Source organism: Nocardia abscessus (assembly GCF_015477775.1).
In the GTDB taxonomy this organism is placed as follows: domain Bacteria; phylum Actinomycetota; class Actinomycetes; order Mycobacteriales; family Mycobacteriaceae; genus Nocardia; species Nocardia abscessus_A.
Genome location: NZ_JADLQO010000016.1, coordinates 28,833 through 55,613, shown reverse-complemented (window position 1 = coordinate 55,613; position 26,781 = coordinate 28,833). Strand labels below are relative to the sequence as shown.

Here is a 26,781-nt window from a genome sequence, read left to right as displayed (position 1 = left end):
GTCAGGGATAGGGGGTTCAGTGCGGGCCGGTGTCGGCCAGTACCGCGGTGAGGACGTGGCCGATCCTGGCCAGCGCGGATTCGGAGGTCATCCGCCAGTGCGAGGCGTGCACCGCGTGGTTGTGCACGGTGCCGTCCACGGCGTCCGCCCAGCTCGCGGCGCCCGTGGCGCCGGACGGATCGTCCAGCGCGGCGGTGAAGTACACGAGGTTGCCCTTGTACGGGCGCGGGCGGTATCGCCGGATCAGCTCCAGTGACCCGGCTCCCGCGCGCAGCACGCGATCGAGGCGGTCGGCGCCGAACGAGGCGAACGGTTCGGGCAGTTCCGCGATCCGGCGCGCGAGCCCGGGCAGGTCGAGTGCGGCGTCCTGCTCGTCGGCGGCTTCGCCGAGCAAACCGCCGAGCAGGTCGGCGACCGGCAGCGGTGCGTTCGCGTCGGCGCAGGCCCGCAGCGAGCTGTCCATCATGGCCAGTACCGCGACCCGCTGGCCCTGTTCCTGCAGTCGCACCGCGACGGCGTGCGCGAGTACGCCGCCGAGCGACCAGCCGAGCAGGTGATACGGGCCTTCGGGCTGAACCGCGCGGATCTCGCGCACGTACTCGCGCGCCCAGTCGTCGATGGATTCCGGCAGGTGCGTAGCGGACTCGAGCACCGGTGACTGGATGCCGTACACGTCCCGTTCCGGGTCCAGGTGCGCCGCCAGACCGGCGAACGACCACGCGACGCCGCTCGCCGGGTGGAAGCAGAACAGCGGTTCTCGAGCGCCTCCGGTGCGTAACGGAAGCACGACGTCGAACGCGGCGGCCGCGTCGACCCGGCCGCGCCCCGACCGGTGCTGCTCCAGCCTGCCGGCCAGGAGGGCGGGCGTCGGCGCGGCGAACAGCCAGAGCACCGGGATCTGTTCGCCGAGCGCCGTGCTCAGGCGCACGGCCAGCCGGGTGGCCAGCAGCGAGTTGCCGCCGCGTTCGAAGAAGTTGTCGTCCAGGCCGACCCGCTCGGCCGCGAGTACCTCGGCGAAGCCCGTGCACACGGCACGTTCCAAGTCGGTGCCGGGGGCGCGGAATTCCCGGCCGCGCAGCCGCGGGCGCGGCAGCGCGGCCCGGTCGACCTTGCCGTTCGCGGTGAGCGGCAACGCCTGCACCTGCCGCAGCACCGCGGGCACCATGTAGCTCGGCAAGACCTCCGCCAGCACCGCGCGCAGCGCGGCCGGGTCGAGCGGGCGCACGGCGGTGAAATAGGCGGCCAGCACGGCATTCGCGTCGTCGGTGTCGTAGGCGAGCACGATCGCCTCGCCGATCTCGGGCCGCGAACGCAGGGCGTGCTCGATCTCGGCGAGTTCGATGCGGTGGCCGCGCACCTTCACCTGGAAGTCGCGCCGCTCGACGTACTCCAGGTTGCCGTCCGCGCCCCAGCGCACCATGTCGCCGGTGCGATACAGGCGTGCGCCCGCGGGACCGAACGGGTCGGCCACGAAGCGCTCGGCGGTGAGGTCGGCCCTGCCGTGGTAGCCACGGGCCAGTTGCGCGCCGCCCACGTAGAGCTCGCCGGTCACCCCGGCGGGCACGGGATGCAGGCGATCATCCAGCACGTAGACCCGGGTACCGGACTCGGGTGTGCCGATGGGCACCACCGCGTGTCGTATGGACGCGCCGGTGCGGAACCGAGTCACCGAGACCGCGGTCTCGGTGGGTCCGTAGAGGTTGTCGATCCTGGCCGTGGTGAGCGCCGCGGCACGGCGCAGGGTCGCGGCGGGCAACGCCTCGCCGATGACGAGCAGCCTGCGCAGCGAGCGCGGCATGCGCCGTTCGCCGGACGATTCGGCCAGCATCGCCAGCAGCGACGGCACCAGGGTCAGCGTCGTCACCGAGGCGCGGCGCACCAGGTCGAGCAAGCCCAGCGGGTCGCGTTGCCCGTCCTGCGGCGCGAGCACCAGCCGGGCGCCGGTTCGCAACGCCCACCAGTACTCCCACACCGACAGGTCGAAGGCCGCCGAGGTCGTCACCATCGCCGCGTCGTCCGGGCCGAGCGCGTATTCCGACTGCATCCAGTCCAGCTGGTGGGTGACCGCCGCGTGCGGCACCGCGACGCCCTTCGGCGCGCCGGTGGAACCGGAGGTGAAGACGACGTACGCGGTGTTCGCGGGCGTCAAGGGGGCGATCCGCTCGTCGTCGCGCACCGGCCCGTCGGCCACGGTCTCGGCGACGGTCGATATATCCAGTACCACACTGTGTTCCGACGCCGCCGCGGGCAGCATCGGCGCCCGCGCCGAGGTGAGCACCAGGCGCGGCGCGGCAGCGGCGAGCACGCTCGCGGTGCGCTCCAGCGGATGCGCCGGGTCCAGCGGCACGTAGGCGCCACCGGCCGTCACCACCGCGTACATCGCGACGAGCAGGTCGAGGCTGCGTGGAACGGCAAGGGCCACGAGCGATTCCGGGCCGATCCCGCGTTCGATGAGCACCCTGGCCAGGCGGTTGACCTGCGCGCCGAACTCACGGTAGGTCACCGTTCGCGCGTCGTCGACGATCGCGATCGCCTCGGGCGTGCGGGCCACCTGCGCGTGGAAGGCGGTGAGCAGCGTGTCCGGGGCGAAGCGGCGGTCGGCCTGGTTCCAGGTGACCAGCATGCGCTCGGTCTCCGCCGGGTCCAGCAGCGCCAGATCGCCGACCGGCAGCCGCGGGTCGGCGCACACCGCGCCGAGCAGCCGTTGCAGGCGGGTGGCGAACCCGGCCACCGTGGACTCGTCGAACAGCGCGGTCGCGTAGGTGAGCGAGGCGGCCATGCCGGCGGGCGTCCCGTCGGAGGCGTAGCGGTCGGTGACGACCAAGTGCAGATCGAACTGGGCGACCTCGGTTTCGAAATCCGCGGCCGTCGCGGTCAATCCGTCCAGGGTGAAGTCGGCCTCGGCCTGGTTGTGGAAGGAGAACCCGACCTGGAACAGCGGATGGCGGGCGGTGGACCGCTCCGGGTTGAGCACCTCGACCAGACGCTCGAACGGCACGTCGGCGTGGGCGAAGGCCGCGACATCGGCGGCGCGGACGCGGGCGAGCAGATCGGCGAATCCGTCGGCCGCGTCGACCCGGGCGCGCAGCACCAGCGTATTGACGAACATGCCGACCACGTCGTCGAGTTCGGCCGCGCCGCGCCCGGCGACCGGGGTGCCCACCGCGATGTCCGGGGCGCCGGACAGGCGGGCGAGCAGCACCGCGAACGCGGCGTGCAGCACCATGAACAGCGTCGCGCCGGATTCGCGGCCGATGTCGGTCAGCCGAGCGTGCACGTCAGGGGCGATCGCGAAGTCGACGTGCCTGCCACGGGTAGCGACAACGGCGGGGCGCGGGCGATCGATGGGCAGGTTCAACTGCGGGGGCAGATCGGCCAGCGTCTCGGTCCAGAACCGGATCTGCCGGGCCAGTAGCGAGCCGGGATCGTCCTGCGCACCGAGCAATTCGCGCTGCCACACGCTGAAATCGGTGTACTGCACCGGAAGCGGCGGCCAGTCGGGCGCGACGCCGCGTCTGCGGGCGGCGTAGGCGCGCATCACGTCACGAGCCAGCGGCGCCAGCGACGAGCCGTCGGCGGCGATGTGGTGCACGACCACCACCAGCACGTGCTCGGTGACCGGAGCGGTCGCGTCGCCGTCGACCGGAGCGAACAGCCGGGCGCGGACCGGGACGGTCTCGGTGACGTCGAAGCCGCCGCCGACGAAATCGGCCACCGCGGCGCCGAGATCGTCGGCGGGGACGGCGACGGGCGAGAGCACGGGAGTGCTCGCCGCGGCGGGCAGCACCACCTGCACCGGTCCGGACGCGTGCTCCGGGTACACGGTGCGCAGCACATCGTGGCGGGCGACGACATCGCCGATCGCGGCAGCGAGCGCGGCCACGTCCAGGTCGCCGATCAGCCGCACCGCCAGCGGGATGTTGTAGGCGGTGGACTGCCGATCGAGGCGGTTGAGGAACCACATGCGCTGTTGGGCGAGCGAGAGCGGCACCGGCCCGGTCACCGCGCGCCGGGTGAGCGCGGGACGCCCGACCGCGCCGGAGGCGGTCGCCAGCATGCGGGCCAGGGCGGCGACCGACGGATGCTCGAACACCGCGCGGACGCCGACGGCGACCGCCAGCCGGTCACCGAGCCGGGCGGCCAGCTGGGTCGCGGTGAGCGAGTTGCCGCCCCTGGCGAAGAAGTCGTCGTCCAGGCCGACGCCGTCGTCCAGGCCGAGCACCTCCGCGACCGTCTGCGCCACCACCCGCTCGACCTCGGTGCGGGGCGCGCGGAACGGCGCGCCGCGAAGCCGGGGCTGCGGCAACGCTTTCCGATCCAGCTTGCCGACCGGTGTCAACGGCAGTTCGTCCAGCGTCAGCACAGCGCTGGGCACCATGTACGACGCGAGCGAGTGTGCGGCATGGGCCAGCAAGGCGGCGGTATCGATGGTGTGGCCGGCCGCCGCGACCACGTAGGCCACGAGGGACACCGCGCCCGAGGCGTCGGTGTGACCCACGGTGACGGCCGTCTCCACCGTCTCGTGCGCCGCCAGCACGGCATCGATCTCACCGAGTTCGATGCGCAGGCCGCGTACCTTCACCTGTTGGTCGGAACGTCCGACGTAGTGCAGCGCGCCGGATCGGTTCCACCGCACCAGATCACCGGTCCGGTACAGCCGTCCTCCGGCGGGGCCGTAGGGGTCGGCGACGAATCGGGACGCCGAGAGCCCCGGCCGCGCGTGATAGCCCCGGGCGAGGCCGGGACCGCGCAGGTACAGCTCGCCGGTGACACCGATCGGCACCGGCCGCAGCCGGCCGTCCAGCACCACCGCGGACATGCCGTGGATCGGCGAACCCAGATCGAGCGGATCGCCGGGGCGCAGGGCCGCGCTGATGGTGGCGATGACGGTGGTCTCGGTGGGGCCATAGGTGTTGTGGAACGAGCGGCCCTCCGCCCAGCGGCGCACCGTGTCCGGGCCGTAGGACTCGCCGCCGACGGTGAGCTGCCGCAAGCACCCCAGCTGGGCCGGGTCGAGGGTCGGCAGGACGGCGGGGGTGAGGAACGCGTGCGTCACCCGCTGGTCGCGAATGAGCGCGGTGAGCTCGGCGCCGCCGTAGACGCCGGGCGGCGCGATCACCAGCGCCGCCCCCGCCGACAGCGCCAGTAGCAGTTCGAGCATGGACGCGTCGAAGCTGGGCGAGGCCACGTGCAGCACCCGCGCGTCCGCGGTGACCCGGTACCGATCCCGCTGCGCGGCGGCCACTCCGGCGAGGCCGCCGTGGGTGGCGACCACGCCCTTGGGCGTTCCGGTCGAGCCGGAGGTGTAGATCATCCAGGCCGGGTTCTCCAGCCGCGCAGGACGGATCAGCTCGGCCGCGTCGACCGCTTGCCCGCTGTTGCGGCGCATCCTGGCAGCGGTGGACGGCGCGTCGAGCACCAGCCAGTCGACCTCGCCGGGCAGCGCCGCGCGGCAGGTGGCGATCGTCAAGCCCAGCGCCGCACCGGAATCGGTGAGCATGTGCGCGATCCGCTCGGCCGGATAGGTCGGGTCGACCGGGACGAACGCCGCGCCCGTCTTGGCCACCGCCCACACCGCGACCACGGAGCTGACCGAGCGCGGCACCGCGACGGCCACCACGTCCTCCGCGCCGAGACCGTGCCCGATGAGCATGCGCGCCAGCCGCGAGGACTGCTCGTCGAGCATCCGGTAGGTCAGCTGCCGCTCGCCCGCGATCAGCGCCACCGCGTCCGGGTCGACCGCGACCGCCGCGGCCGTCAGCTCGGCCAGCGTGCGGGGCGGCACCGGGGCGTCGCCACGACGGCCGAGCAGGTCGGCGCGTTCGGCGGGCGCCAGCAGGTCGGCTTCGGCGACGGGCCGGTCGGGCGCTGCGGTGAGCGCGCCGAGGAGTCTGCCGAAGCGGCGCACCAGCGCGCTCGCGGTGGCCGCGTCGAACAGGTCGGTGGCGTAGTCCAGCTCCACCGCGAGGTGACCGTCGGCGTCCGGCTCGGCGGACACGGTGAACTGGAGGTCGAAACGGGCCACGCGCTCGTCGAATTCGACCGCCGAGAGTTCGAGGCCGGGCACGGTGAAGGCATCGGGCTCGGTGTTCAGGTAGCTCAGGGCCACGGTGAACAGCGGATGCCGGGCCAGGGAGCGCTCGACGCCGAGTTCGTCGACCACCCGGTCGAACGGCACGCTCGCGTTCCCGAACGCCGCGAGGTCGACGGTCCTGGTCTGTTCGAGCAGATCGGCGAAGGGGCGGTCCTGATCCGGCCGGGTGCGCAGCACCACGGTGTTGACGAACATGCCGACCAGGTCGTCCAGTGCCGCCGCGCCGCGCCCGGCCACCGGAGTGCCGATCGGGATGTCGCCGGAGCCGGTCAACCGGGCCAGCAGGACGACGAGGGCGGCGTGCACCACCATGAACGGCGTGGCGGCGTGCCGTAGCGCGAGTTCGCGCACGCGCGCGGCGACACCGCCGCCGATCCTGGCCCGCACGCTCGCGCCGCGCTTGCTCGCGACGGCGGGACGTGGGCGGTCGGTGGGCAGCTCGAGCTCGCCGGGCAGGTCGCGCAGCGTCTCGGCCCAGAACGAAAGCTGCGCGGCGCCCGTGATTTCCAGTTCGGCGGACTGCCACAGGGCGTAGTCGGCGTACTGGGCCGCGAGCGCGGGCCAGGCGGGGTCCGCGCCGAGGACGCGGGAAAGATAGGCGGCGAGCAGGTCGCGCAGCAGCGGGCTCATCGAATGGCCGTCCGCCGCGATGTGGTGCACCGCCGCGACCAGCACATGCCGGGTGTCGTGCTCGCGCAGCAGCGCCGCGCGCACCGGGACCTCGGCGGTCACGTCGAAACCAGCGCCGAGGAATTCGGCGATCCGGTCGTCGACGGCGCGGCCGTTCAACGCTTCGACCGTCAGGCGCGCCCCGTCCTCCGGCGGCAGGATCAGCTGGTGACCGGCACCGGTCTTGTCGGCCGGATATACCGTGCGCAAGCTCTCGTGCCGCGCCACGACGTCGGCGAACGCGGCGACCAGGGCGTCGGTGTCCAGTTCGCCTTCGATGCGCAGCGCGACCGGGATGTTGTGCGCGGGCGAAGCCGGATCGAGCCGGTTGAGCAACCACATGCCGCGCTGGACCGGCGCCAGCGGAATCGTCTGCGGGCGCGGGCCCGCGACCAGCGGAACCACCTGCTCGGTCGCCGCGGCCTGCATGGCGAGCAGCTCGGCCAGAGCCCGCACGGTCGGGGCCTCGAACAGCAGCCGCACCGGAACCCGGCGGCCGAGCCGGTCGCCGAGCCGGGCCAGCACCCGGGTGGCGCTGAGCGAGTTGCCGCCCAGCGCGAAGAAATGGTCGTCGAGGCCGATCGGCCCCGCGCCCAGCACCGATTGGAAGGCGTCGGCCACCACCCGTTCGGCGGGTGCGACCGGGGCGCGGTAGGCGACGCGGTCGAAAACCGGTTCCGGCAACGCGTTCCGGTCCAGCTTCCCGGAGGCGTTGAGCGGGAGAGCATCCAGAGTGACCAGCGCCGACGGAAGCATGTACGACGGCAGCGTGGCCGCGGCAGCGCGCAGCACCTCGTCATCGGACGGCACCGCGCCCGGCTGGACCGTGACATAGCCGACCAGGTGGTCGTCGCCGGTGACGGTGGTGACCACCCGGGCGCACGCCTGCGCCACACCGGGGGCGGCCACGAGCGCGGCTTCGATCTCACCCAGTTCGACCCGCTGGCCGCGCAACTTCACCTGGAAGTCGCTGCGGCCCAGGTATACGAGTTCGGCAGCGTCGCCGCCGGTGTCCCAGCGCACCAGGTCGCCGGTGCGGTACATCCGCTCGCCGGGCGCGCCGAACGGGTTGGCCACGAAGCGGTCCGCGGTCAGGTCCGGCCTGCCGTGGTAGCCGCGCGCGAGCTGGACGCCCGCGAGGTACAGCTCGCCCGCGACGCCGGGAAGCGTCGGGCGCAGCCGCGAATCCAGCACGTAGACGCGGCTGTTCCAGGCCGGGTTGCCGATCGGCAGCACGATGCGGTCGCCCTCGCCCGTGACGTCGCGGTGAGTGATGCTCACCGCCGCCTCGGTGGGGCCGTACAGGTTGTGCAACCGTGCGGCGCTCACCGCGCCGAACGCCCGCACGGTGTCGGCGGGCAGGGCCTCGCCGATCACGAACACCGTACGCAGCGACTCGAGTGCGGCGCTCGCTCCGGCGGAGGCGACGTGCCCGGCGAAGACGCTCCACATCGACGGCACGAAATCGGTGACCGTCACCCGCCTTTCGGCGATCACCCGGGTGAGATAGCCGGGGTCGCGGTGGCCGTCCGGGGTGGCGAGCACGAGCGTGGCGCCGACGCGCAGCGGCAGGAAGTAGCCCCACAGCGACACGTCGAACGTGGAGGCCGTCTTCTGTAGGTACACGTCGTCGGCGGTGAGGCCGTACTGCGACTGCATCCAGGTCATCTGGTTGACGATCGCGGCGTGCGAGACGCTGACGCCCTTGGGTTTCCCGGTGGAGCCGCTGGTGAAGATCACGTAGGCGGGGCTGCCCGGGTGGATCGGCTCGGGACGCTCGTCGGCCGCGATCGGGTCGTCGGAGTAGCCGTCCAGCGCGACGGCGTCGACCAGGACGGTGGGCACGTCGTCGCCGAGGTCGATCCGATCCGCCGTCGTGGTGAGCACGGCCACGGGTGCGGCGGTGCCGAGAATGTGCGCGATGCGCCGCGCGGGGTGGTCCGGGTCGATCGGCACGTACGCGCCGCCCGCCTTGAGCACCGCGTACATCGCGATCACCAGCTCCGGTGAGCGCCGGATCGCCAGCGCCACCAGCGCTTCCGGGCCGACGCCCGCCGCGATGAGGTGGCGGGCCAGCCGGTTGGCACGCCGGTCCAGCTCGCCGTAGGGCACGGTGACCGGAGGCATCGCGCTCTCGGGGACGAACACCAGCGCCGGGTCGTCGGGCGTCGCGGCGGCCTGCGCCTCGAATTCGTCGAGCAGCAGTTCGTCGGCCAAGGCGGTGTGCGCGGAGTCGTTCCACTCCGTGACCACCCGGTGCAGCTCGCCCGCGCCGAACAGATCGATGTCGCCGACCACCTGTTCCGGGTCGGTGGTGACCCCGGCGAGCAGGCGGGCGAAGCGCGCGCCGAAGGTTTCGACGGTCGCGGCGTCGAACAGGTCGGTGGCGTAGGTGAAGCGCAGCTCGTCGCCGCTGACGGTCAGCTGGAGATCGAACGGGGTGGCCTCGTAGTCGAATTCGTGCTCGGTCACCGTCACGCCCGCCATATCCAAGGTGACCGGCGCGAGGTTCTGGAAGAACAGCGCGATCTGGAACAGCGGGTGCCTGGCCTGCGACCGCGGCGGGTCGAGCACCTCGACCAGGCGCTCGAACGGCACGTCGGCGTGGGCGAAGGCGTCGAGGTCGTGCTCGCGCACCCGGCGCAGCACGGCGGCGAAGGTGTCCGAGCCGGGCACCTGCGCGCGCAGCACCAGGGTGTTGACGAACATGCCGACCAGATGGTCGAGCGCCGCGTCGCCACGGCCTGCGACGGGCGCGCCGATCGCGATGTCGGCCGTAGCGGACAGCCTGGCCAGCAGGGTGACCAGCGCGGCGTGCACGACCATGAACGGGGTGGCCTCGTAGCGCGCGGCCACGGTGGCGATACCGACGCGGACCTCGTCCGGCAGGACCAGGTTGACGCTCGCCGCGGCGTGGGAGGCGACCGCCGGACGCGGCCGGTCGGCCGGTAGGTCGAGCTGAGCGGGCAGGGCGCGCAGCGTCTCGCGCCAGTACTCCAGTTGGCGCGCGGCCACCGAGTCGGGAACGTCCTCCGCGCCGAGCACCTCGCGCTGCCAGAGCGCGTAGTCGGCGTATTGCAGGTCTAGTGGGGTCCAGACCGGCGCGGTGCGCGTCGCGCGGGCCGCGTACGCGGCGGCGAGATCGCGGGCCAGCGGGCCCATGGAGAACCCGTCGGCGGCGATGTGGTGCACCACCAGGGCCAGCAGGTGATCGCGGTCGGATCGGGTGGCCAGGCCGACGCGCAGCGGCACTTCGGCGGTCAGGTCGAACGGGGCGGCGACGAACTCGCGCAAGGCGCCCGCCGCGTCCAAGCGCTGGATCGCGGGCACCTTGGTGGGGTCGAGGATGCGCTGGTAGCCGATGCCATCGATATCGGGGTAGACGGTGCGCAGCGTTTCGTGCCTGCCGACCACGTCACCGACGGCGGCGGCCAGGGTGTCCGGGTCCAGGTAGCCGGTGAGGCGGACCACCACCGCGATGTTGTGCACGGTCTCGGCGGGGTCGAAGCGGTTGAGGAACCACATGCGCTGCTGCGCGGGCGAGAGCGGAATGCGCTCGGGTCGCGGCCGGGGCGCGAGCGCGGGCCTGCCGCCGCGGCCCGCGAGGTGTTCGGCGCGCGCGGCCAGGGCGGACACGGTCGGCGCCTCGAACAGCAGTCGCACTGGGATCTCCGCGTCCAGCTCGGCCCCCAGCCGGGCGGCGACCTGGGTCGCGATCAGCGAATTGCCGCCGAGGGCGAAGAAGTCGTCGTCCGCCCCCACGCGCTCGACGCCGAGCAGGTTCGCCACGATCCGCGCGACGGTCGCCGCCACGCGCGTGGCCGGTGCCCGGTAGCCCACGGTCGTGAACTCCGGGGCGGGCAGCGCCGTGCGGTCCACCTTGCCCGAGGCGTTGACCGGGAGGCGTTCCAGCACGACGAACGAGGTGGGCACCATATACGCGGGCAGGGCGGCGCCCAGCGCGGCGCGCACGTCCTCGGTGTCGAGCACGGGGCGGCCCGAGGCAACCAGATAGGCGACCAGCTGATCGCCCCGCCGCTCGTCGGAACGGACCAGCACCACCGCCTGCGCGACCGCGTCCAGCGCCAGCAGCGCCGCCTCGATCTCGCCCGGCTCGATGCGCAGACCGCGCAGCTTCACCTGGAAGTCCGTGCGACCCAGATACTCCAGCTCGCCGTCACCGCGCCACGCCACGAGATCGCCGGTGCGGTACATCCGCGCCCCGGCCCGACCGAACGGATCGGCCACGAACCGGTCCGCGGTCAGCTCCGGGCGCTCCACGTAACCCCGAGCCAGCTGCGCGCCCGCCAGGTACAGTTCACCGGGCACGCCGACCGGCACCGGCCGCATGCGGGCGTCCAGCACCAGCAGGCGAGTGTTGGCCACCGGCCTGCCGATCGGTACGGACACCAGGTCCGTATCGGTCACCTCGTGATAGGTGACGTCGACAGCGGCCTCCGTTGGGCCGTACAGGTTGTGCACCCGCGCTCCGATCACCTCTCGCGCCCGCTGCGCGGCAACCGCGGGCAATGCCTCGCCCGACGCGAAGACGTTGCGCAGCGTAATGCACTCTCCTGAGCGTGGCTCTGCCAGGAAAACCCCCAGCATGGCCGGTACGAAGTGCACCGTTGTGACGCGCTGCTCGATGATCAACCGAGCCAGATGGGCCGGGTCGCGATGGCCATCTGGACGTGCGACCACTAGTCGCGCACCGAAAGCCAAGGGCCAGAAAAACTCCCAGACGGAAACATCGAAGGTGGCGGGCGTCTTCTGCAACACCACGTCGTCCGTGGCCAGCGGATAGGCCGCCTGCATCCAGGTGAGGCGATTCACGATCGCCGCGTGGGTGACCGCCACGCCTTTCGGGCGGCCGGTCGATCCCGAGGTGAAGATCACATACGCGGTGTGACCCGGCCCCGGCGTACCGAGCCGGTCCGCCGTGGTCAGCGGATCGCCGGAGTAGCCGGTGAGATCGAGCCGGTCGATCCGGACCTGCCGCGCCGCGCCCGCGTCCAGGTCGAGGCCCGAGGTGAGCACGCACACCGGCCGGGCGGTCGCCAGCATGTACTCCAGCCGCTCGGCGGGGTGGTCGGGGTCGAGCGGGACATACGCGCCGCCGGTCAGGGTGACCGCGTAGATGCCGACCATCAGGTCCAGCGAGCGGCGCATGCCGAGCGCGACCGGCACGTCCGGGCCGACGCCCTGATCGGTCAGCCAGCGCGCGAGGCGTCGGGCGCGTCCGGCGAACTCCGAATACGTAAGCGTCGCGTAGCGACTCGATGAGGGGTGGTGGTCGGGCGACGGGTGGGCCGGTGGGTGCCCTTCGACGGTGACCGCGGGCGCGTCCGGGGTCCTGGCCACCTGTGCCTCGAACAGCGAGATCAGCGTGGCGGCGGGGTCGACCGGGGCGGCGGTGTCGTTCCACCGGTCCAGCACGAGCGCCCGTTCCGCGTCGTCCAGCAGTTCGAGGTCGCCGACGCGCACCGACGGGTCGGCCGTCACGCCGCGCAGCACGCGCACGAACCGAGCCCCGAACGCGGCGACGGTGTCGCGGTCGAACAGGTCCGTGGCATAGCGCAGCACGCCGCGCAGCGCGGCTCCGGCGTCGGTGCGGTGCTCGGCCAGCTCCACGGCGAAGTCGACCTGCGCGACGCGATTGTCCAGCGGATAGGCCGACACCGTGAGGCCGGGCAGCCGCAGCACGGTGTCGTCGTGGTGCTCGAAGGTGAGCAGGGTCTGCACGATCGGCGCGTGCGCCTGCGAACGAACCGGGTTCAGCTCCTCCACCAGCCGCTCGAACGGCAGGTCGGCGCGTGCGAAGGCCCGCACGTCGACCTCGCGCACGCGGGCGAGCAGCTCGGCGAAGGACGCCTCCGCCGCGACCGGAGTGCGCAGCACGAGGGTGTTGACGAACATGCCGACCAAGTCGTCCAGCGCTTGCTCGCCACGTCCCGCGACAGGGGTGCCGACGGCGACGTCGTCCACTCCGGCGAGCCGGGCGAGCAGCGTGGCGTAGGCGGCGTGCAGCACCATGAACGTCGAGACCCCGTGCCGCCGCGCGAGACCGGCGATCGCCGCGGTGAGGTCGGCGGGGATCGCGAATTCGACGGTGGCGCCCCGGCCGGAGGCCACCGGCGGGCGCGGGCGATCGGCGGGCAGCTCCAGCACCGGGGCCAGTCCGGCGAGTTCGGCCCGCCAGTAAGCGATCTGGCCGGCCAGCACCGAATCCGGGTCGTCCGCCGAGCCGAGCGCCGCGCGCTGCCAGAGGGTGAAATCCGGGTACTGCACGGGCAGCGGACGCCACGCGGGCTCCTCCCCCACGACGCGCGCGGAGTAGACCGTCATCAGATCGCGGGCCAGCGGGGCGGTGGAGACGCCGTCGGCGGCGATGTGGTGGACCACCACCGCGAGCACATGATCATCCGGGCCGACGCGGAACAGGCTCGCCCGCACCGGGATACGGGTGCGCAGGTCGAAACTCTCGGCGGTCGCCGCAAGCACCGCGTCGCGCAGGTCCGGCTCGGCCACCTCGATCGGGTGCAGCGGCAGCTCGGGCAGGTCGGTCTCGGCGAGAACCACCTGGACGGGGCCCTCGGCATCCGCGGGGAAGACGGTGCGCAGCGACTCGTGCCGGCCGATCACGTCGCGCACCGCCGCCCGCAACGCCGCCACGTCCAACGCGCCGGTGAGCCGGATGGTGATCGGGATGTGATAGACCGCCGAGTCCGGGTCGAGCCGGTGCAGCAGCCATATCCGAGTCTGCGCCAGCGACAACGGGATCCGTGCGGGCCGCTCGCCCGGGACGAGAGCGGGCCGGGCAGCGTCCGGTCGCTCCGACCGGACGACCCGCAGTGCGAGCCCCGCCACGGTCGGCGCGTCGAACACCTCGCGCACGGTCAGCGCGCAGCCGAAGGCGGCGTTCGCCCTGGCGACCAGCCGCATGGCCAGCAGCGAATTGCCGCCGCGCGCGAAGAAGTCATCGTCCGCGCCGACGCGCGCCGTGCCGGTCAGGTCGGCGACCAGCGTGGCGAGCACCGCTTCGATCCCCTCCCGTGGCGGGCGGAACTGCCCTGCCGCGCCGGTGAATTCCACGGCGGGCAGCGCCGAGCGGTCGAGCTTGCCCACGGTGGTCAACGGCATCTCGTCGAGCACGACGACGTGGGCGGGCACCATGAAGGCGGGCAGCTGAGCGCGCACCTCGTCGAGCACCGTCGCGGGGACGACGGCCGCGCCGGTGACGTAACCGACCAGGCATTCCTGCCCCGCGCTGTCGCGAGCCACCAGCACCGCCGCGTTGCGCACTCCGGTGGCGGCGGCGAGCACGGCCTCGATCTCGCCCAGCTCGATCCGCTGCCCGCGCAGCTTGACCTGGAAATCGTTGCGGCCCAGATACACCAGATCGCCGTCGCGGTTCCAGCGCACCAGGTCGCCGGTCCGGTACATCATGCGGCCGGGCACGCCGAACGGGTCGGCGACGAACCGCTCGGCGGTCAGTCCCGGGCGGGCGTGGTAGCCGCGCGCCAGCTGGTCGCCCGCGAGGTACAACTCCCCCGTGACACCGATCGGCACCGGACGCAACCGCGCGTCCAGCACGTAGGCCCTGGTGTTCCAGCACGGGCGGCCGATCGCCACGTCCCGGCCGGTGTCGGCGTCGGTGAATTCGTGATAGATCGCCGAGATCGCCGCCTCGGTGGGACCGTAGGCGTTGTGCACCGCGCCGTCGAAACTGCCACGCAGCGCGGCCAGCAGATCCGGGGTGAGCGCCTCACCCCCGCAGTGCAGGTGCCGGAACGACCGCAGCGCGTCGCCCATGCCCTCACCGATCAGCGCGGCCAGCACCGACGGCACGTACTCGGCGATGGTGATCCGATGTTCGCGCAGCAGATCCGCGAAATAGGTGAGGTCGAGGTGCCCGCCGGGCCGGGCGATCACCAGCGGCGCGCCGACGGCGATCGGCAGGAAGCATTCCCACACCGACACGTCGAAGGTCAGCGGGGCCCGTTGCAGGATGCGGTCGGACGCGGTGACCTCGTAGCGGTATTCCAGCCAGCGCAGCTGGTTCATGATCGCGCGGTGGGTCACCGTCACGCCCTTCGGCGTGCCCGTGGAACCGGAGGTGAACAGCACATAGGCGGTGTTGTCCGTACGCAGGGCGGCGACCCGCTCGGCATCGGCGACCGGCCCGTCGGGGACGCCGTCGATGTCGAGATCGGCGAGGTCGAGCACGGGCACGCCGTCCAGGGCGGGGAGCGCCGCGCCGCCCACGGTGAGCACCAGCCGCGGCGCGGCGCTCGCGACGATCTGCGCCAGGCGCTCTGCTGGATGCGCCGGGTCGATCGGCAGATACGCGCCGCCCGCCCGCACGATCGCGTACATCGCCACGAGCATGTCGATCGAGCGCCACGCGGCCAGTCCGACGATGCCCTCCGGGCCTACGCCCGCCTCGATCAGCCTGCGGGCCAGCCGGTTCACCCGGGACGCGAACTCGGCGTAGGTCACCGCCGTGTCCTCGTAGCGCACGCCGATCGCGTCGGGCGTGGCGGCCACGCGTGCGGTGAGCAGGTCGTCCAAAGTCTCGGCGGGCAGGGCGTGCGCGGTGGCGTTGCGGTCCGACAGCAGCATGCCGCGCTCGGCCACCGACATCAGCTCGACCGCGCCGACCGGGGTGCGGGCGTCGCGCACCATGGCGCGCAGCACGCGTTCGAAGGCGGCGAGGAACCCGGCGGCGGTCGGTTCGTCGAACAGGTCGAGCGCGTAGTGCAGGTGCACGTCGATGCCGTCCGGCGCGCCGTCGGCGGTGTAGCGGTCGGTCAGCGTCCAGTCCAGGTCGAGCTGGATCGGCGCGGCGTCCACCTCGAGCGCGGCGATGGCCAGCCGGTGCAGCCGGAACTGCGGCGCGGCCTGGTTCTGCAAGGTCAGTGCGACCTGGTACAGCGGGGCGTGCGCCTGCGAGCGGACCGGGTTCACGACCTCGACCAACTGCTCGAACGGCACCTCGGCGTGGTCGAAGGCGGCCAGGTCGGCCGCGCGCACCGACGCGAGCAGTTCGGCGAGGGTCGCGTCCGGGCGGACCTCGGTGCGCAGCACCAGCGTGTTGACGAACATGCCGACGAGTTCGTCCAGCGCTTCGGCGCCCCGCCCGGCGACCGGCGCGCCGATCACGACGTCCGAACCGGCGCCGTAGCGGCTGAGCAACACCACGAGCGCGGTGTGCAGCACCATGAACGGGGTCGCCCGGTGCGCCGCGGCGAGGACCTGGATCTGCTCGTGCAAGCCGGCGTCGAGCCGTGCGGTCCACGCGCCGCCCCGGTTGGTGGCGACCGCGGGGCGCGGCCGATCGGACGGGAGCGTCAGCACCTCGGGCAGCCCCGCCAGCCGATCGATCCAGTACGCCAGCTGGCGGGACAGGACCGAGGCCGGGTCATCGGCGGAACCGAGTGCGGCACGCTGCCAGATGGCGAAGTCGGCGTACTGCACCGGCGGCGGCCCGGAGGCCGGTGCGATGCCCGCGCACCGCGCGACGTAAGCGTTGGCCAGGTCCCGGGTCAGCGGTGCGAAAGACCAACCGTCGGCGGCGATGTGGTGCACGACGAACAGCAGCACGTGGACCTGTTGCCCGCCCGGCCCCCACTCGTCCTCGACGCGCAGCAGACGAACGCGCAGCGGCACCTCGGCGGTCACGTCGAACCCGGCGCGCGCCGCGGCGGCGACGAGTTCGGGCACCTGCGCCGCCGGAACCGGCCGCGCGACCAACTCGACCAGTTTCGTCCCGGCGGGGAGCACCACCTGCGTCGCGCCGCCGTCGTGTTCGGGGTAGATCGTGCGCAGCGTTTCGTGCCGTGCGATCACGTCGGCTATCGCCGCGGCCAGGGCGGGCACGTTCAACGCCCCGGTGAGGCGCAGTGCGAACGGGATGTTGTACGCCCCGGTGGTGGTGTCGAACCGATTCAGGAACCACATGCGCTGCTGGGCGATCGACAGCGGGACCGGCCCGCTGCGCTCCTGCGGCGTGAGCGGCGGCAGTGCGACGGGGGCGTCATCGATCGGGCCGTCGACGGTGATCCGCCGCGCCAGCGCGCGCACCGTGGGCGCGTCGAAGATCGTGCGCACCGCCACCTCGGCGCCGGTGGCCCTGCCCAGTCGCGCGGCGAGCTGGGTGGCGCTGAGCGAGTTGCCGCCCAGTGTGAAGAAATCGTCATCGGCGCCCACGTCGGTCATCCCGAGCAGATTCGAGAATGTCTCGGCGACAAGTATTTCCGCTTCGCCGGTGGGCGCCTGGAACACGGAGGGCGCGAGCGCGGGTGCGGGCAGTGCCGCGCGGTCCAGCTTCCCCGACGCGTTCACCGGGAACCGTTCGAGCACCACGAACGCCTGCGGCACGAGGTAACCCGGCAGCCGCTCGGCCAGCGCGTCACGCACCGCCGCGATCTCGATCGGCCCGTCCGCCACGAGGTAGGCGACGAGTCGCTCTCCGGCGCCGCGATCGTCGCGTACCAGCACGGCGGCCTGCGTGACGCCGCGCGTCGCGAGCAGGGCCGACTCGATCTCACCGAGCTCGACGCGCAGGCCGCGGATCTTGACCTGGAAATCGGTGCGGCCGAGGAATTCCAGCTCGCCCGCGGCGCTCCACCGCACCAGGTCGCCGGTGCGGTACATCCGTTCGCCGGGCGGCCCGAACGGATCGGCGACGAACCGGTCTCCGGTCAGGTCGGGGCGGCCCAGGTAGCCGCGCGCCAGCTGCACGCCCGCGAGATACAGCTCACCGGGCACGCCGACGGGCGCCGGACGCAACCGCGCGTCGAGCACGTAGGTCCGGATGTTCCAGATCGGCTTGCCCATCGGCACGGTCTCGAAATCGGTGTCGCACACCTGGTGGAAGGTCACCTCCACCGCGGCCTCGGTCGGGCCGTAGCCGTTGTGCACCCGTGCGCCGGTGAGTTCGCGCATCCGCTGGGCGACACCCACGGGCAGCGCCTCACCGGAGCAGAACACCTCGCGCAGCGTCGGCACGTCGAGCGCCTCGTCGGCGAAGACGGCCAGCATGGACGGCACGAAGTGCGCTGCCGTGACGCCCTCGGTCCGGATGAGCCGGGCCAGGTAGGCCGGGTCCCGGTGCCCGTCCGGCCGCGCCAGCACCATGCGGGCGCCGACCTGTAGCGGCCAGAAGAACTCCGGCACCGAGACGTCGAAGGTGGCGGGCGTCTTCTGCAGCAGGACATCGCCGGGTCCGAGCGCGACGTACGCGGACTGCACCCAGCGCAGCCGGTTCACGATGCCGCGGTGACTCATCGCCACGCCCTTCGGCCTGCCCGTGGAACCCGAGGTGAACAGCACGTACGCGGTGTTCGACGGCCGCAGCGGCGCGCGCCGGTCGGCGTCGGTGAGCGGGAGGTCCGAGTAGGCGGACAGGTCGAGCCGATCGATTCGCGTCTCGGCGAGACCGCAGTGCAGGTCCGCGCCCGCCGTGAGCACACGTACGGGCGCGGCCGTGGCGAGGATGTGCGCGGTGCGCTCGGCGGGGTGGTCGGGGTCGAGCGGCAGGTAGCCGCCGCCCGCCACGGTGACGGCGTACATGCCGACCACCAGGTCGAGCGAGCGGCGCATGCCCAGGGCCACCAGTGATTCCGGTCCGACGCCCTGTTCGACGAGCCAGCGCGCCAGCCGGTTGACCCGCCCGGCGAACTCGGAATACGTCAGCGTCGCGGAGCGACCCGTCGAGGGGTGGTGGGCCGATGTCGTCCCCTCGAAGGTGACCGCGGGCGCGTCGGGGGTGCTCGCGACCTGGGTCGCGAACAGCGAGGCGAGCGTGTCCGATTGGGGCACCGGATGCTCGGTGGCATTCCATTCCCGCAGGACCAGGTGACGTTCGGCGTCCGACAGCAACTCGATGTCACCGATGCGCGCGCCGGGATCGACCGCGACGGCGACGAGCAGCCGCCGCAAACGGGCGACGTAGGACTCGGCGGTGGCGGCGTCGAACAGATCGGTCGCGTAGCGCAGGGTGCCGAACAGTTCCGCCGAACCGGCCCGCTCCTGCACGACCAGGTGCAGGTCGAATTTCGCTCCGGTATCGGGGATCTCGACCGGCCGCACCGACAGCCACGGCACCTGCACGGCCTTCCCGTCCAAGGCGGGCGTCGCGGCCTCGAAGCTGAACATCACCTGGAACAGCGGGTGCGCGCCGGAGGAACGGTCCACCGCCATGGCGTCCACCAGGCGCTCGAACGGCAGGTCGGCGTTGGCGAACGCGGCCAGGTCGCCCTCGCGCACGTCCGCCAGCAGCGCGGCGAACGCGACGTCGCCCGAGACCCGCGTGCGCAGCGCGAGAGTGTTGACGAACATGCCGACGAGCGCGTCCAGCGCCCGCTCCCCGCGCCCGCCGACCGGCGTGCCGATCACGATGTCGGCGCTGCCGCTCAACCGGGCCAGCGTGGCGGCGAACGCCGCGTGCAGCGTCATGAACAGCGTCGCGCCGCTGCGCCGGGCCAGCGCCCGCAGGCCCGCGGCCAACTCGGGCTGGATGACGAAATCGACGACGGCTCCCTCGTGAGAGGGCACGGCGGGCCGCGGCCGGTCGGCCGGTAGCGGCAGTTGCGCGGGCGCGCCGTCGAGGACGTCGCGCCAGAAACGCAACTGCTGGTAGGCCAGGTCGCCGGGGACGTCCTCGGCGCCGAGCAGTTCCCGGTGCCACAGGCTGTAGTCGGCATACTGCACGGGCAGCGCCGCCCAGTCCGGACGTCTGCTGGTCAGGCGCGCGAGGTAGGCCCGGACCAGATCGGTGACCAGCGGAACCATCGACAACGCGTCGGCGGCGATGTGATGCACGACGAAGACCAGCACGTATTCGTCACCGGTGACGCCGCGCGCCTCGTCCACCCGGTCGACCGAAAGCAGGGCGACCCGGCACGGCAATTCGGCGGTGACGTCGAACCCGGCGCGGACGATCCCGGCCACGGCCTCCCGGACTCCGCGACGGTCGATCGGCACCGGATGCAGGCTCAGGCCGATGTCGGCGGCATCGAGCACGGATTGGTAGGGGCCGCTGTCGGTTTCGGGGTAGGTGGTGCGGAGCGTCTCGTGCCGGGCCAGCACGTCGAGCACGGCGCGCTCCAGCGCGGTGACGTCGAGTCGGCCGGTCAGCCGCAGCACGATCGGCAGGTTGTAGACGCTGTCGGCGCCGTCCTGGCTCTCGATCCGGTTGAGGAACCACAGTCGCTGCTGCGCGGGTGACAGCGGCACCCACTCGGGCCGGGCCCGGCGGACCAGCGGAAGCCGGGTAGACCCGGCGGCGCGGAGCCGATCGACGGCGGCGGCGAAGCCCTCCACCGTCGGCGCGTCGAACAGCGCGCGCACCGGAACGCGCACGCCCGCGGCCTCGCCCGCGCGGGCGGTGACCTGGGTGGCGTCCAGCGAGCTGCCGCCGAGGGAGAAGAAATCGTCGTCCAGTCCGACCCGCTGAACCCGGAGCACCTCGGCGAACACCGCGGCGACCAGACGTTGCGCGGCGCGCACGGGCGGGCGGAAGCGCTCTGCCACGAGCACCGGGACCGGCAGTGCCGCGCGATCGAGCTTGCCGCTGGTGTTCAGCGGGAACTCGGCCAGCTGGACGAGCACAGTCGGCACCATGTAAGCGGGAAGACGCTGGGCGACGGTTATTTTCAGGTTGTCGAGATCGACTGCCGCGCCGGGCGCCGCGATCACGTAGCCCGCCAGGAACTCACCCGTCGGACCGGTGACCAGCCGCACCGCGGCCTGGCTCACCTCGGCCGCCGCCAGCAGAGCGGTTTCGATCTCGGCCGGTTCGATGCGCTGTCCACGGAATTTCACCTGGAAGTCGGTGCGGCCCAGATAGATCAGCTCGCCATCACGGCTCCAGCGCACCAGGTCACCGGTGCGGTACATGCGCGCGCCGGGCGGGCCGAACGGGTTCGCGACGAATCGCTCGGCGGTGAGGTCGACGCGGCCGTGGTAGCCGCGCGCCAGTTGCGCCCCCGCCAGGTACAGCTCGCCGGGCACGCCGATCGGCGCGGGCCGCAACCGTCCGTCCAGCACGTAGACCTGCGAATTCCACTCCGGCTCACCGATCGGCAGCTGCGGGATATCCGTCTCGGTGACCGCGCGGTTGGTGATGGACACCGCCGCCTCGGTCGGGCCGTAGAGGTTGTGCAGGCCCGCCGCGCACACCTGCCGGAACGCGGCGGCCGTCTCCGGCGGCAGCGCCTCACCGATGACGAACACCTCGCGCAGTGAGTCGAGTTCGCCGGTCTGCGCGTGCGCGGTGAAGGCCGCGAGCATCGACGGCACGAAGTCGGTGAGCGTGACGCGGTGGCGGGCGACGGTTTCGGCGAGGTAGCGCGGATCGCGGTGCCCGTCCGGCGCGGCCAGCAGCAGGGTGGCGCCGGCCCGCAGCGGCAGGAAATATCCCCACAGCGAGACGTCGAAGGTGCTCGCGGTCTTCTGCAAGTAGACATCGCCGGTGCGCGGACGATATTCGGCGTGCATCCAGGCCAGCTGGTTGGCGATGGCCTGGTGGCTGACCGCCACGCCCTTCGGCTTGCCGGTCGACCCGGAGGTGAAGATCACGTAGGCCGGATGCCGCGGGTGGAGCACACCGAGGCGTTCGCGGTCGCCGATCTTGCCGGAGGGGTACGCCGAGAGATCGACCTCGTCCAGGTGGAACACCGGGGCGGAAACGGTCGACGCGGCGACGAATCCGGCCGCCGTGGTGGTCAGGACCGCGTGCGGGCGCGCGGTGTCGAGAATGTGGCCGACCCGCTGGGCCGGATGCGCCGGGTCCACCGGAACGTACGCCCCGCCCGCCCGCGCCACCGCGTACATGGCCACCACCAGGTCGACCGAGCGCGGCAGGGCCAGCACGACCAGCGCTTCCGGGCCGACGCCGATCCCGATGAGCATCCTGGCCAGCCGGTCGGCCCGGTCGGACAGTTCGGCGTAGCTGTAGCGCTCGGTGTCGGTGACCAGCGCGACGGCATCCGGTGTGCGACGCACCTGCGCATCGAAACCCTCGTGCAGGAAGCGGTCGGGCACGCGATGCCCGCTGGCGTTCCAGCTCGCGGTGACGTAGTCCAGTTCGCCCGCGTCGAGCAGCGGGATGTCACCGACCGCCACGGCCGGGTCGCGCACCGCCGCGCGCAGCAGCCGCACGAACTTCGCCGCGAACTCCCGTACGGACGCGGCGTCGAACAGATCGGTGGCATAGGTGAACTCGGCGCGATAGCCCGCCGCCGCGTCCGACACCGTGAGTTGCAGATCGAACTTCGCGAAACCGGGATCGAAGTCGACCAGGCCGGTGTCGAGGCCGGGCATGGCCAGCGCGATCGGCCCGATGTTCTGCATGAACAACGCGACCTGAAACAGCGGATGCCGCGCGGCCGAACGCTCCGGGTTCAGCGCCTCCACCAGTTGCTCGAACGGGATGTCGGCGTGCGCGAACGCGCGCAGGTCGCGGTCGGCGACCTGCGCGAGGAACTCGGCGAAACGGCGGGCGCCGTCGACCTCGGTGCGCAGCACAAGGGTGTTGACGAACATGCCGACCAGATCGTCCAGCGCGGCCTCGCCCCGGCCCGCGACGGGCGTGCCGATCGCGATGTCGGCGGTGCCCGACAGCCGCGCGAGCAGCGCCGCCAGCGCCGCGTGCAACACCATGAACGGCGTCGCGCGAACGCGGGCCGCGAGCGCCTCGACGTCGGCGCGCAGGGCGGCGTCGATGGCGAACTCGTGGGTCTCGCCCTGATACGACGCCGTGGCCGGGCGTGGCCGATCGGCGGGCAGCTCGAGCTGCGCGGGCAATCCGGCCAATTCGGTTCGCCAGAAGGCGAGTTGGCGTGCGGCCACCGAATCAGCGTCGGTCTCCGCGCCGAGCACCCGCTGCTGCCAGAGCGCGTAGTCCGCGTACTGCACGGTCAGCGGAGCCCACTGCGGCGTCTTGCCCTCGTGCCGCGCGGCGTACGCGGTGGCCAGATCGCGCATCAGCGGACCGAGCGAGACGCCGTCGGCCGCGATGTGGTGCACGACGAGCACCAGCGTGTGGTCCTGCGGCCCGCAGCGCAGCAGGCGCACCCGCACGGGGATCTCCTCGGCGACGTCGAAGCCCTGGCCCGCCGCGCGGCGGATCGCCGCGACCAGCCGGTCCTCCGGCACCTCGGCGGGTGTCAGGTCGAACACGGCGTGCACCCGCCGCACCGACTGCACGGGCCCGTCGGCGGTCTGCGGATATACGGTGCGCAGCACTTCGTGCCGGGCCACCAGATCGGTGATCGCCGCCGACAGCGCCGACACTTCCAGCGGGCCGCGCAGGCGCAGCGCCACCGGGATGTTGTCCACGGCGGCGGCGCCCAGGTCGCGGGCCTGCTCGGTGTCGGCGCCGAACCGGTTGAGGAACCACATGCGCCGCTGCGCGGGCGAGAGCGCAACGCGCTGCGGGCGCGGACCCGCCGACAGCGGTGGACGCGCTGCGGCAGGCCGCGCCTGTGCGGCCGATTCGGCCACCGCGGCCACAGTGGAGCGGGCGAAGAAATCACGCACGTCCACGGTCGCGCCGAGGGCCGCCGTGATCCGCGCGATGGCGCGGGTGGCCAGCAGCGAATTGCCGCCGAGGGCGAAGAAATCGTCGTCCGCGCCCACGCGCGGTACACCGAGCAACTCCGCGAAGACAGCGGCGACCGCAGCCTGCGCCTCGGTCGCGGGCGCGCGATACACCGGTGCGCCGGAACCGAATTCCGGTTCCGGCAGCGCCCGGCGATCCAGCTTGCCGCTGGCGTTCAGCGGCATCGCGTCCAACTCGACCAGCAGCGTCGGCACCATGTACTCGGGCAGCTCGCGCCGCACCGAATCCAGCACCTCGGCGGTATCGATGGAATCACCCACGAGGTAACCGACCAGCTGTTCACCGCTCGCGTGCCGGTGCAGCACCACCGCTGCCCGGGATACCTGCCGGTGGCGCAACAGCGCCGCCTCGACTTCGCCGAGTTCGATCCGCAGCCCGCGCAACTTCACCTGGAAATCGGTGCGGCCCAGGTATTCCAGTTCGTCCGGCCCGCCATCGGCGCCGGGCGCCCAGCGCACCAGGTCACCGGTGCGGTACATCCGCTCCCCTGCCGGTCCCTCGGGGTTCGCCACGAATCGCTCGGCGGTCAGGCCGGGGCGAGCCAGGTAGCCGCGGGCCAGCTGCACGCCCGCCAGGTACAGCTCGCCGACGACGCCGCGCGCCACCGGACGCAGGCTGTCGTCGAGCACCAGCAGCTCGGTGTCGTCGGCGGCGACGCCGATCGGCACCCGGGTTACATCCGCTCCGGTCACCTCGTGCGCGGTCACGTCGACCGCGGCTTCGGTCGGCCCGTACAGGTTGTGCAGGGTCGCGCCGCAGATGTCACGGAAGGCCGCGGCGGTGGCGGCCGGGAGCGCCTCGCCGGAGGCGAAGACCAGCCGCAGCGAGTCTGCCGCGGCGGCCTGCGGCTCGGCGACGAACACCGCGAGCATGGACGGCACGAAATGCGCCACGGTGACACCGCGCTCGCGGATCACGCGGGCCAGGTACGCCGGATCGCGGTGGCCGCCCGGCGCCGCGACGACCAGCCGGGCCCCGACCTGCAACGGCCAGAAGAACTCCCACACCGACACGTCGAAGGTGCACGGCGTCTTCTGCAGCACCACGTCGTCGGCGCGCAGCCGGTACATGCGCTGCCGCCAGCGCAGATTCGCCACGATCGCGCGGTGCGACACGGCCACGCCCTTCGGCCGGCCGGTCGAGCCGGAGGTGAAGATCACGTAGGCGACGGCGTCGGCCGACCGGGTGACCATGGGCGCGTCCACGGTGGGCGAACCGGCGAACTCGTCGATCCGCAGCGTCCGGACCGCAGGCCCGAGTTCGGGCTCGTCGTGCGTGGTGGTCAGTACGAGCACCGGTTCGGCGACCGACAACACGTAGGCGATGCGATCCGCCGGATGGTCCGGGTCGATCGGCAGGTAGGCGCCGCCCGCCTTCAGGATCGCGTACATGCCGACCACCAGGTCGATCGAGCGCCGGACGGCCAAGCCAACCAGCGTGTCCGGGCGGACACCGAGTTCGATCAGGTGGCAGGCCAGCGCGTTGACCCGGCCGTCCAGCTCGGCGTAGGTCGAGGTGACGTCCGCGCATTCGAGCGCGGTCGCGTCGGGGCTGCGGCGCACCTGCTCTTCGAACTGGCTCACCAGCGTCTCGACCGGAGCGGCGGTGGCGGCCAGGACATCGTGCGCCGCGGTGAGCGCGTCGTCGAGCAGCGCCGCCAAGACCGCGCCGAGCGCGCCGTCGCCGGATTCCAGCAGTGCGGGCAGGCGGCCGGAGACCACCACCGGCACCAGCGCGTCCGCGCCCAGACCCGCGCCCATGACCTCGGCCAGCGCCGCGAGTTCCTCGGCCAGCGCGGCGTAGGTGACGGTGTCTTCCCCGTGGCGCAGCGCCACCCGCTGCGGCTCCCGTCCGGCGACGGTCGCGATGAGGCCGGGCAGATCGTCGATGCCGTAGGCGCGGCGCACAGCCTCTGCGTGGGTCATCAGCGGTTTCCTTCCGAATCGACAGCCGACCCCGGGTCGGCGAGCAGCGCCTCGGCGGTGATGGGCAGGGTCCGCAGCAAGGCCGCGAGTCCGCTGCCGCCGAGGGCGGCGAGCAGGCCGGGCACCAGCCCGGCGAGCGAGACGTGGATCAGGGCCTCGGGTTTGGCCGCCGCGCCCATCGCTTTGGCGACGCCGGCGAGCTTCGCGTCGAGCTCGCCGAAGGAGACCACGCGGTCGCCGTGCTCGAAGGCGGGGGCGGCGGGGGCGGCCTTCGCCGCACGGGCGACCAGAGCGGGCAGGTCCGCCGCGGTCGCGGTGGACCGGGGGCGCCGTTCGTCCGCGGAGCGGATGTCGATCGCGCGGACGGCCACCGCCGGGTTCTCGGCGATCGTGTCCAGCACCCGCAGCAACCGGTCACCGAACGCGTGCGCCGTCGGCTCCTCGAAGATGTCCGTCGCATAACCGAAGCGCAGCTCCAGGCCGACGCGGTCGCCGTCGGCGCCGAAGCGCTCCAGCACGGTGACCTGGAGGTCGCACTTCGCCTCGGTGAGGGTGAGATCGAGCGCCTCGACCGCCAACCCGGGCAGCTCCATTTCCGCCCTCGGCAGGTTCTGGAAGGCGAGCAGCACTTGGCACAGCGGCGCGTACGAGCCGGAACGGGTGACGCCCAGCGCGTCGACCACCCGGTCGAACGGGACGTCGGCGTGCGAGAGCGCCGCCAGATCGCGCCGGGTGGCCTGGCGCAGCAGCTCGGCGAAGCTCGCCCGCGGGTCGACCTCCACGCGCAATGCCACGGTATTGACGAACATCCCGACCAGCTCGTCCAGCTCGCGGACACCGCGCCCGGCGACCGGCGCGCCGACCGTGATGTCCCCGCCGCCGGACAGTTTCGCGAGCAGCACCGCGAGCGCGCTGTGCACCAGGGTGAACAGCGTGCCGCCGTGCGCGCGGGCCAGTCGCTCCAAGCGAACGGTCCGCTCGGCGTCGAGCTCGCGAATGACGCTTGCCCCCCGCATGGTTCGGTCGGCCGGTCGCGGGCGATCGGTGGGCAGGGCGAGCAGTTCCGGCGCACCGGCCAGTTCCGTTCGCCAGAAGGCGAGTTGCCGTGCGAGCAGACTGTCCGGATCGGCGGCGTCGCCGAGTAGTTCGTGCTGCCAGGCGCTGTAGTCGCGGTAGCGGATCGGCAGCGGGGCCCACCGCGGCGCGTGTCCGGCGGATCTGTCGAGGTAGGCCCGCACCAGGTCGGCGGTCAGCGGGGCGATGGAATACCCGTCCGCGCCGATGTGGTGCAGCACGACCACCAGGACGTGTTCGTCGGCGTCGGTCGCGAACAGGGCGGCGCGCACCGGCGGCGCGGCGGCGAGATCGAAGCCCTGGGACACGAACGCGGCGATCCGAGCGTCGAATTCTTCGCGCGGGAGCGGAATCGGCGTCAGGTGCACCGGGGCCGCGGGCACGACCTCCTG

Annotated in this window: 2 protein-coding genes (1 of these 2 cut by a window edge); both read right to left on the bottom strand. The window is 72.6% G+C overall.

The genetic code is table 11. From position 1 onward, the window contains the following. Positions 1 to 16 precede the first annotated feature (16 nt). A complete protein-coding gene (locus IU450_RS31060; RefSeq protein WP_195153293.1) occupies positions 17 to 25,315 on the bottom strand; it encodes a non-ribosomal peptide synthetase in 25,299 nt (8,432 codons plus the stop codon). Continuing rightward, positions 25,315 to 26,781, bottom strand: the final stretch of a protein-coding gene (locus tag IU450_RS31055; protein ID WP_195153292.1) for a non-ribosomal peptide synthase/polyketide synthase. The gene runs 16,353 nt beyond the window's last position; the window shows 1,467 of its 17,820 coding nt (coding positions 16,354-17,820); its start codon lies off the right edge, out of view; its stop codon occupies positions 25,315 to 25,317. The genes IU450_RS31060 and IU450_RS31055 overlap by 1 nt, the downstream gene beginning before the upstream one ends.

Excerpts from the sequence above, each read along its gene's own strand:
- IU450_RS31060 (WP_195153293.1), bottom strand. The coding sequence starts at position 25,315 with ATGACCCACGCAGAGGCTGTGCGCCGCGCCTACGGCATCGACGATCTG.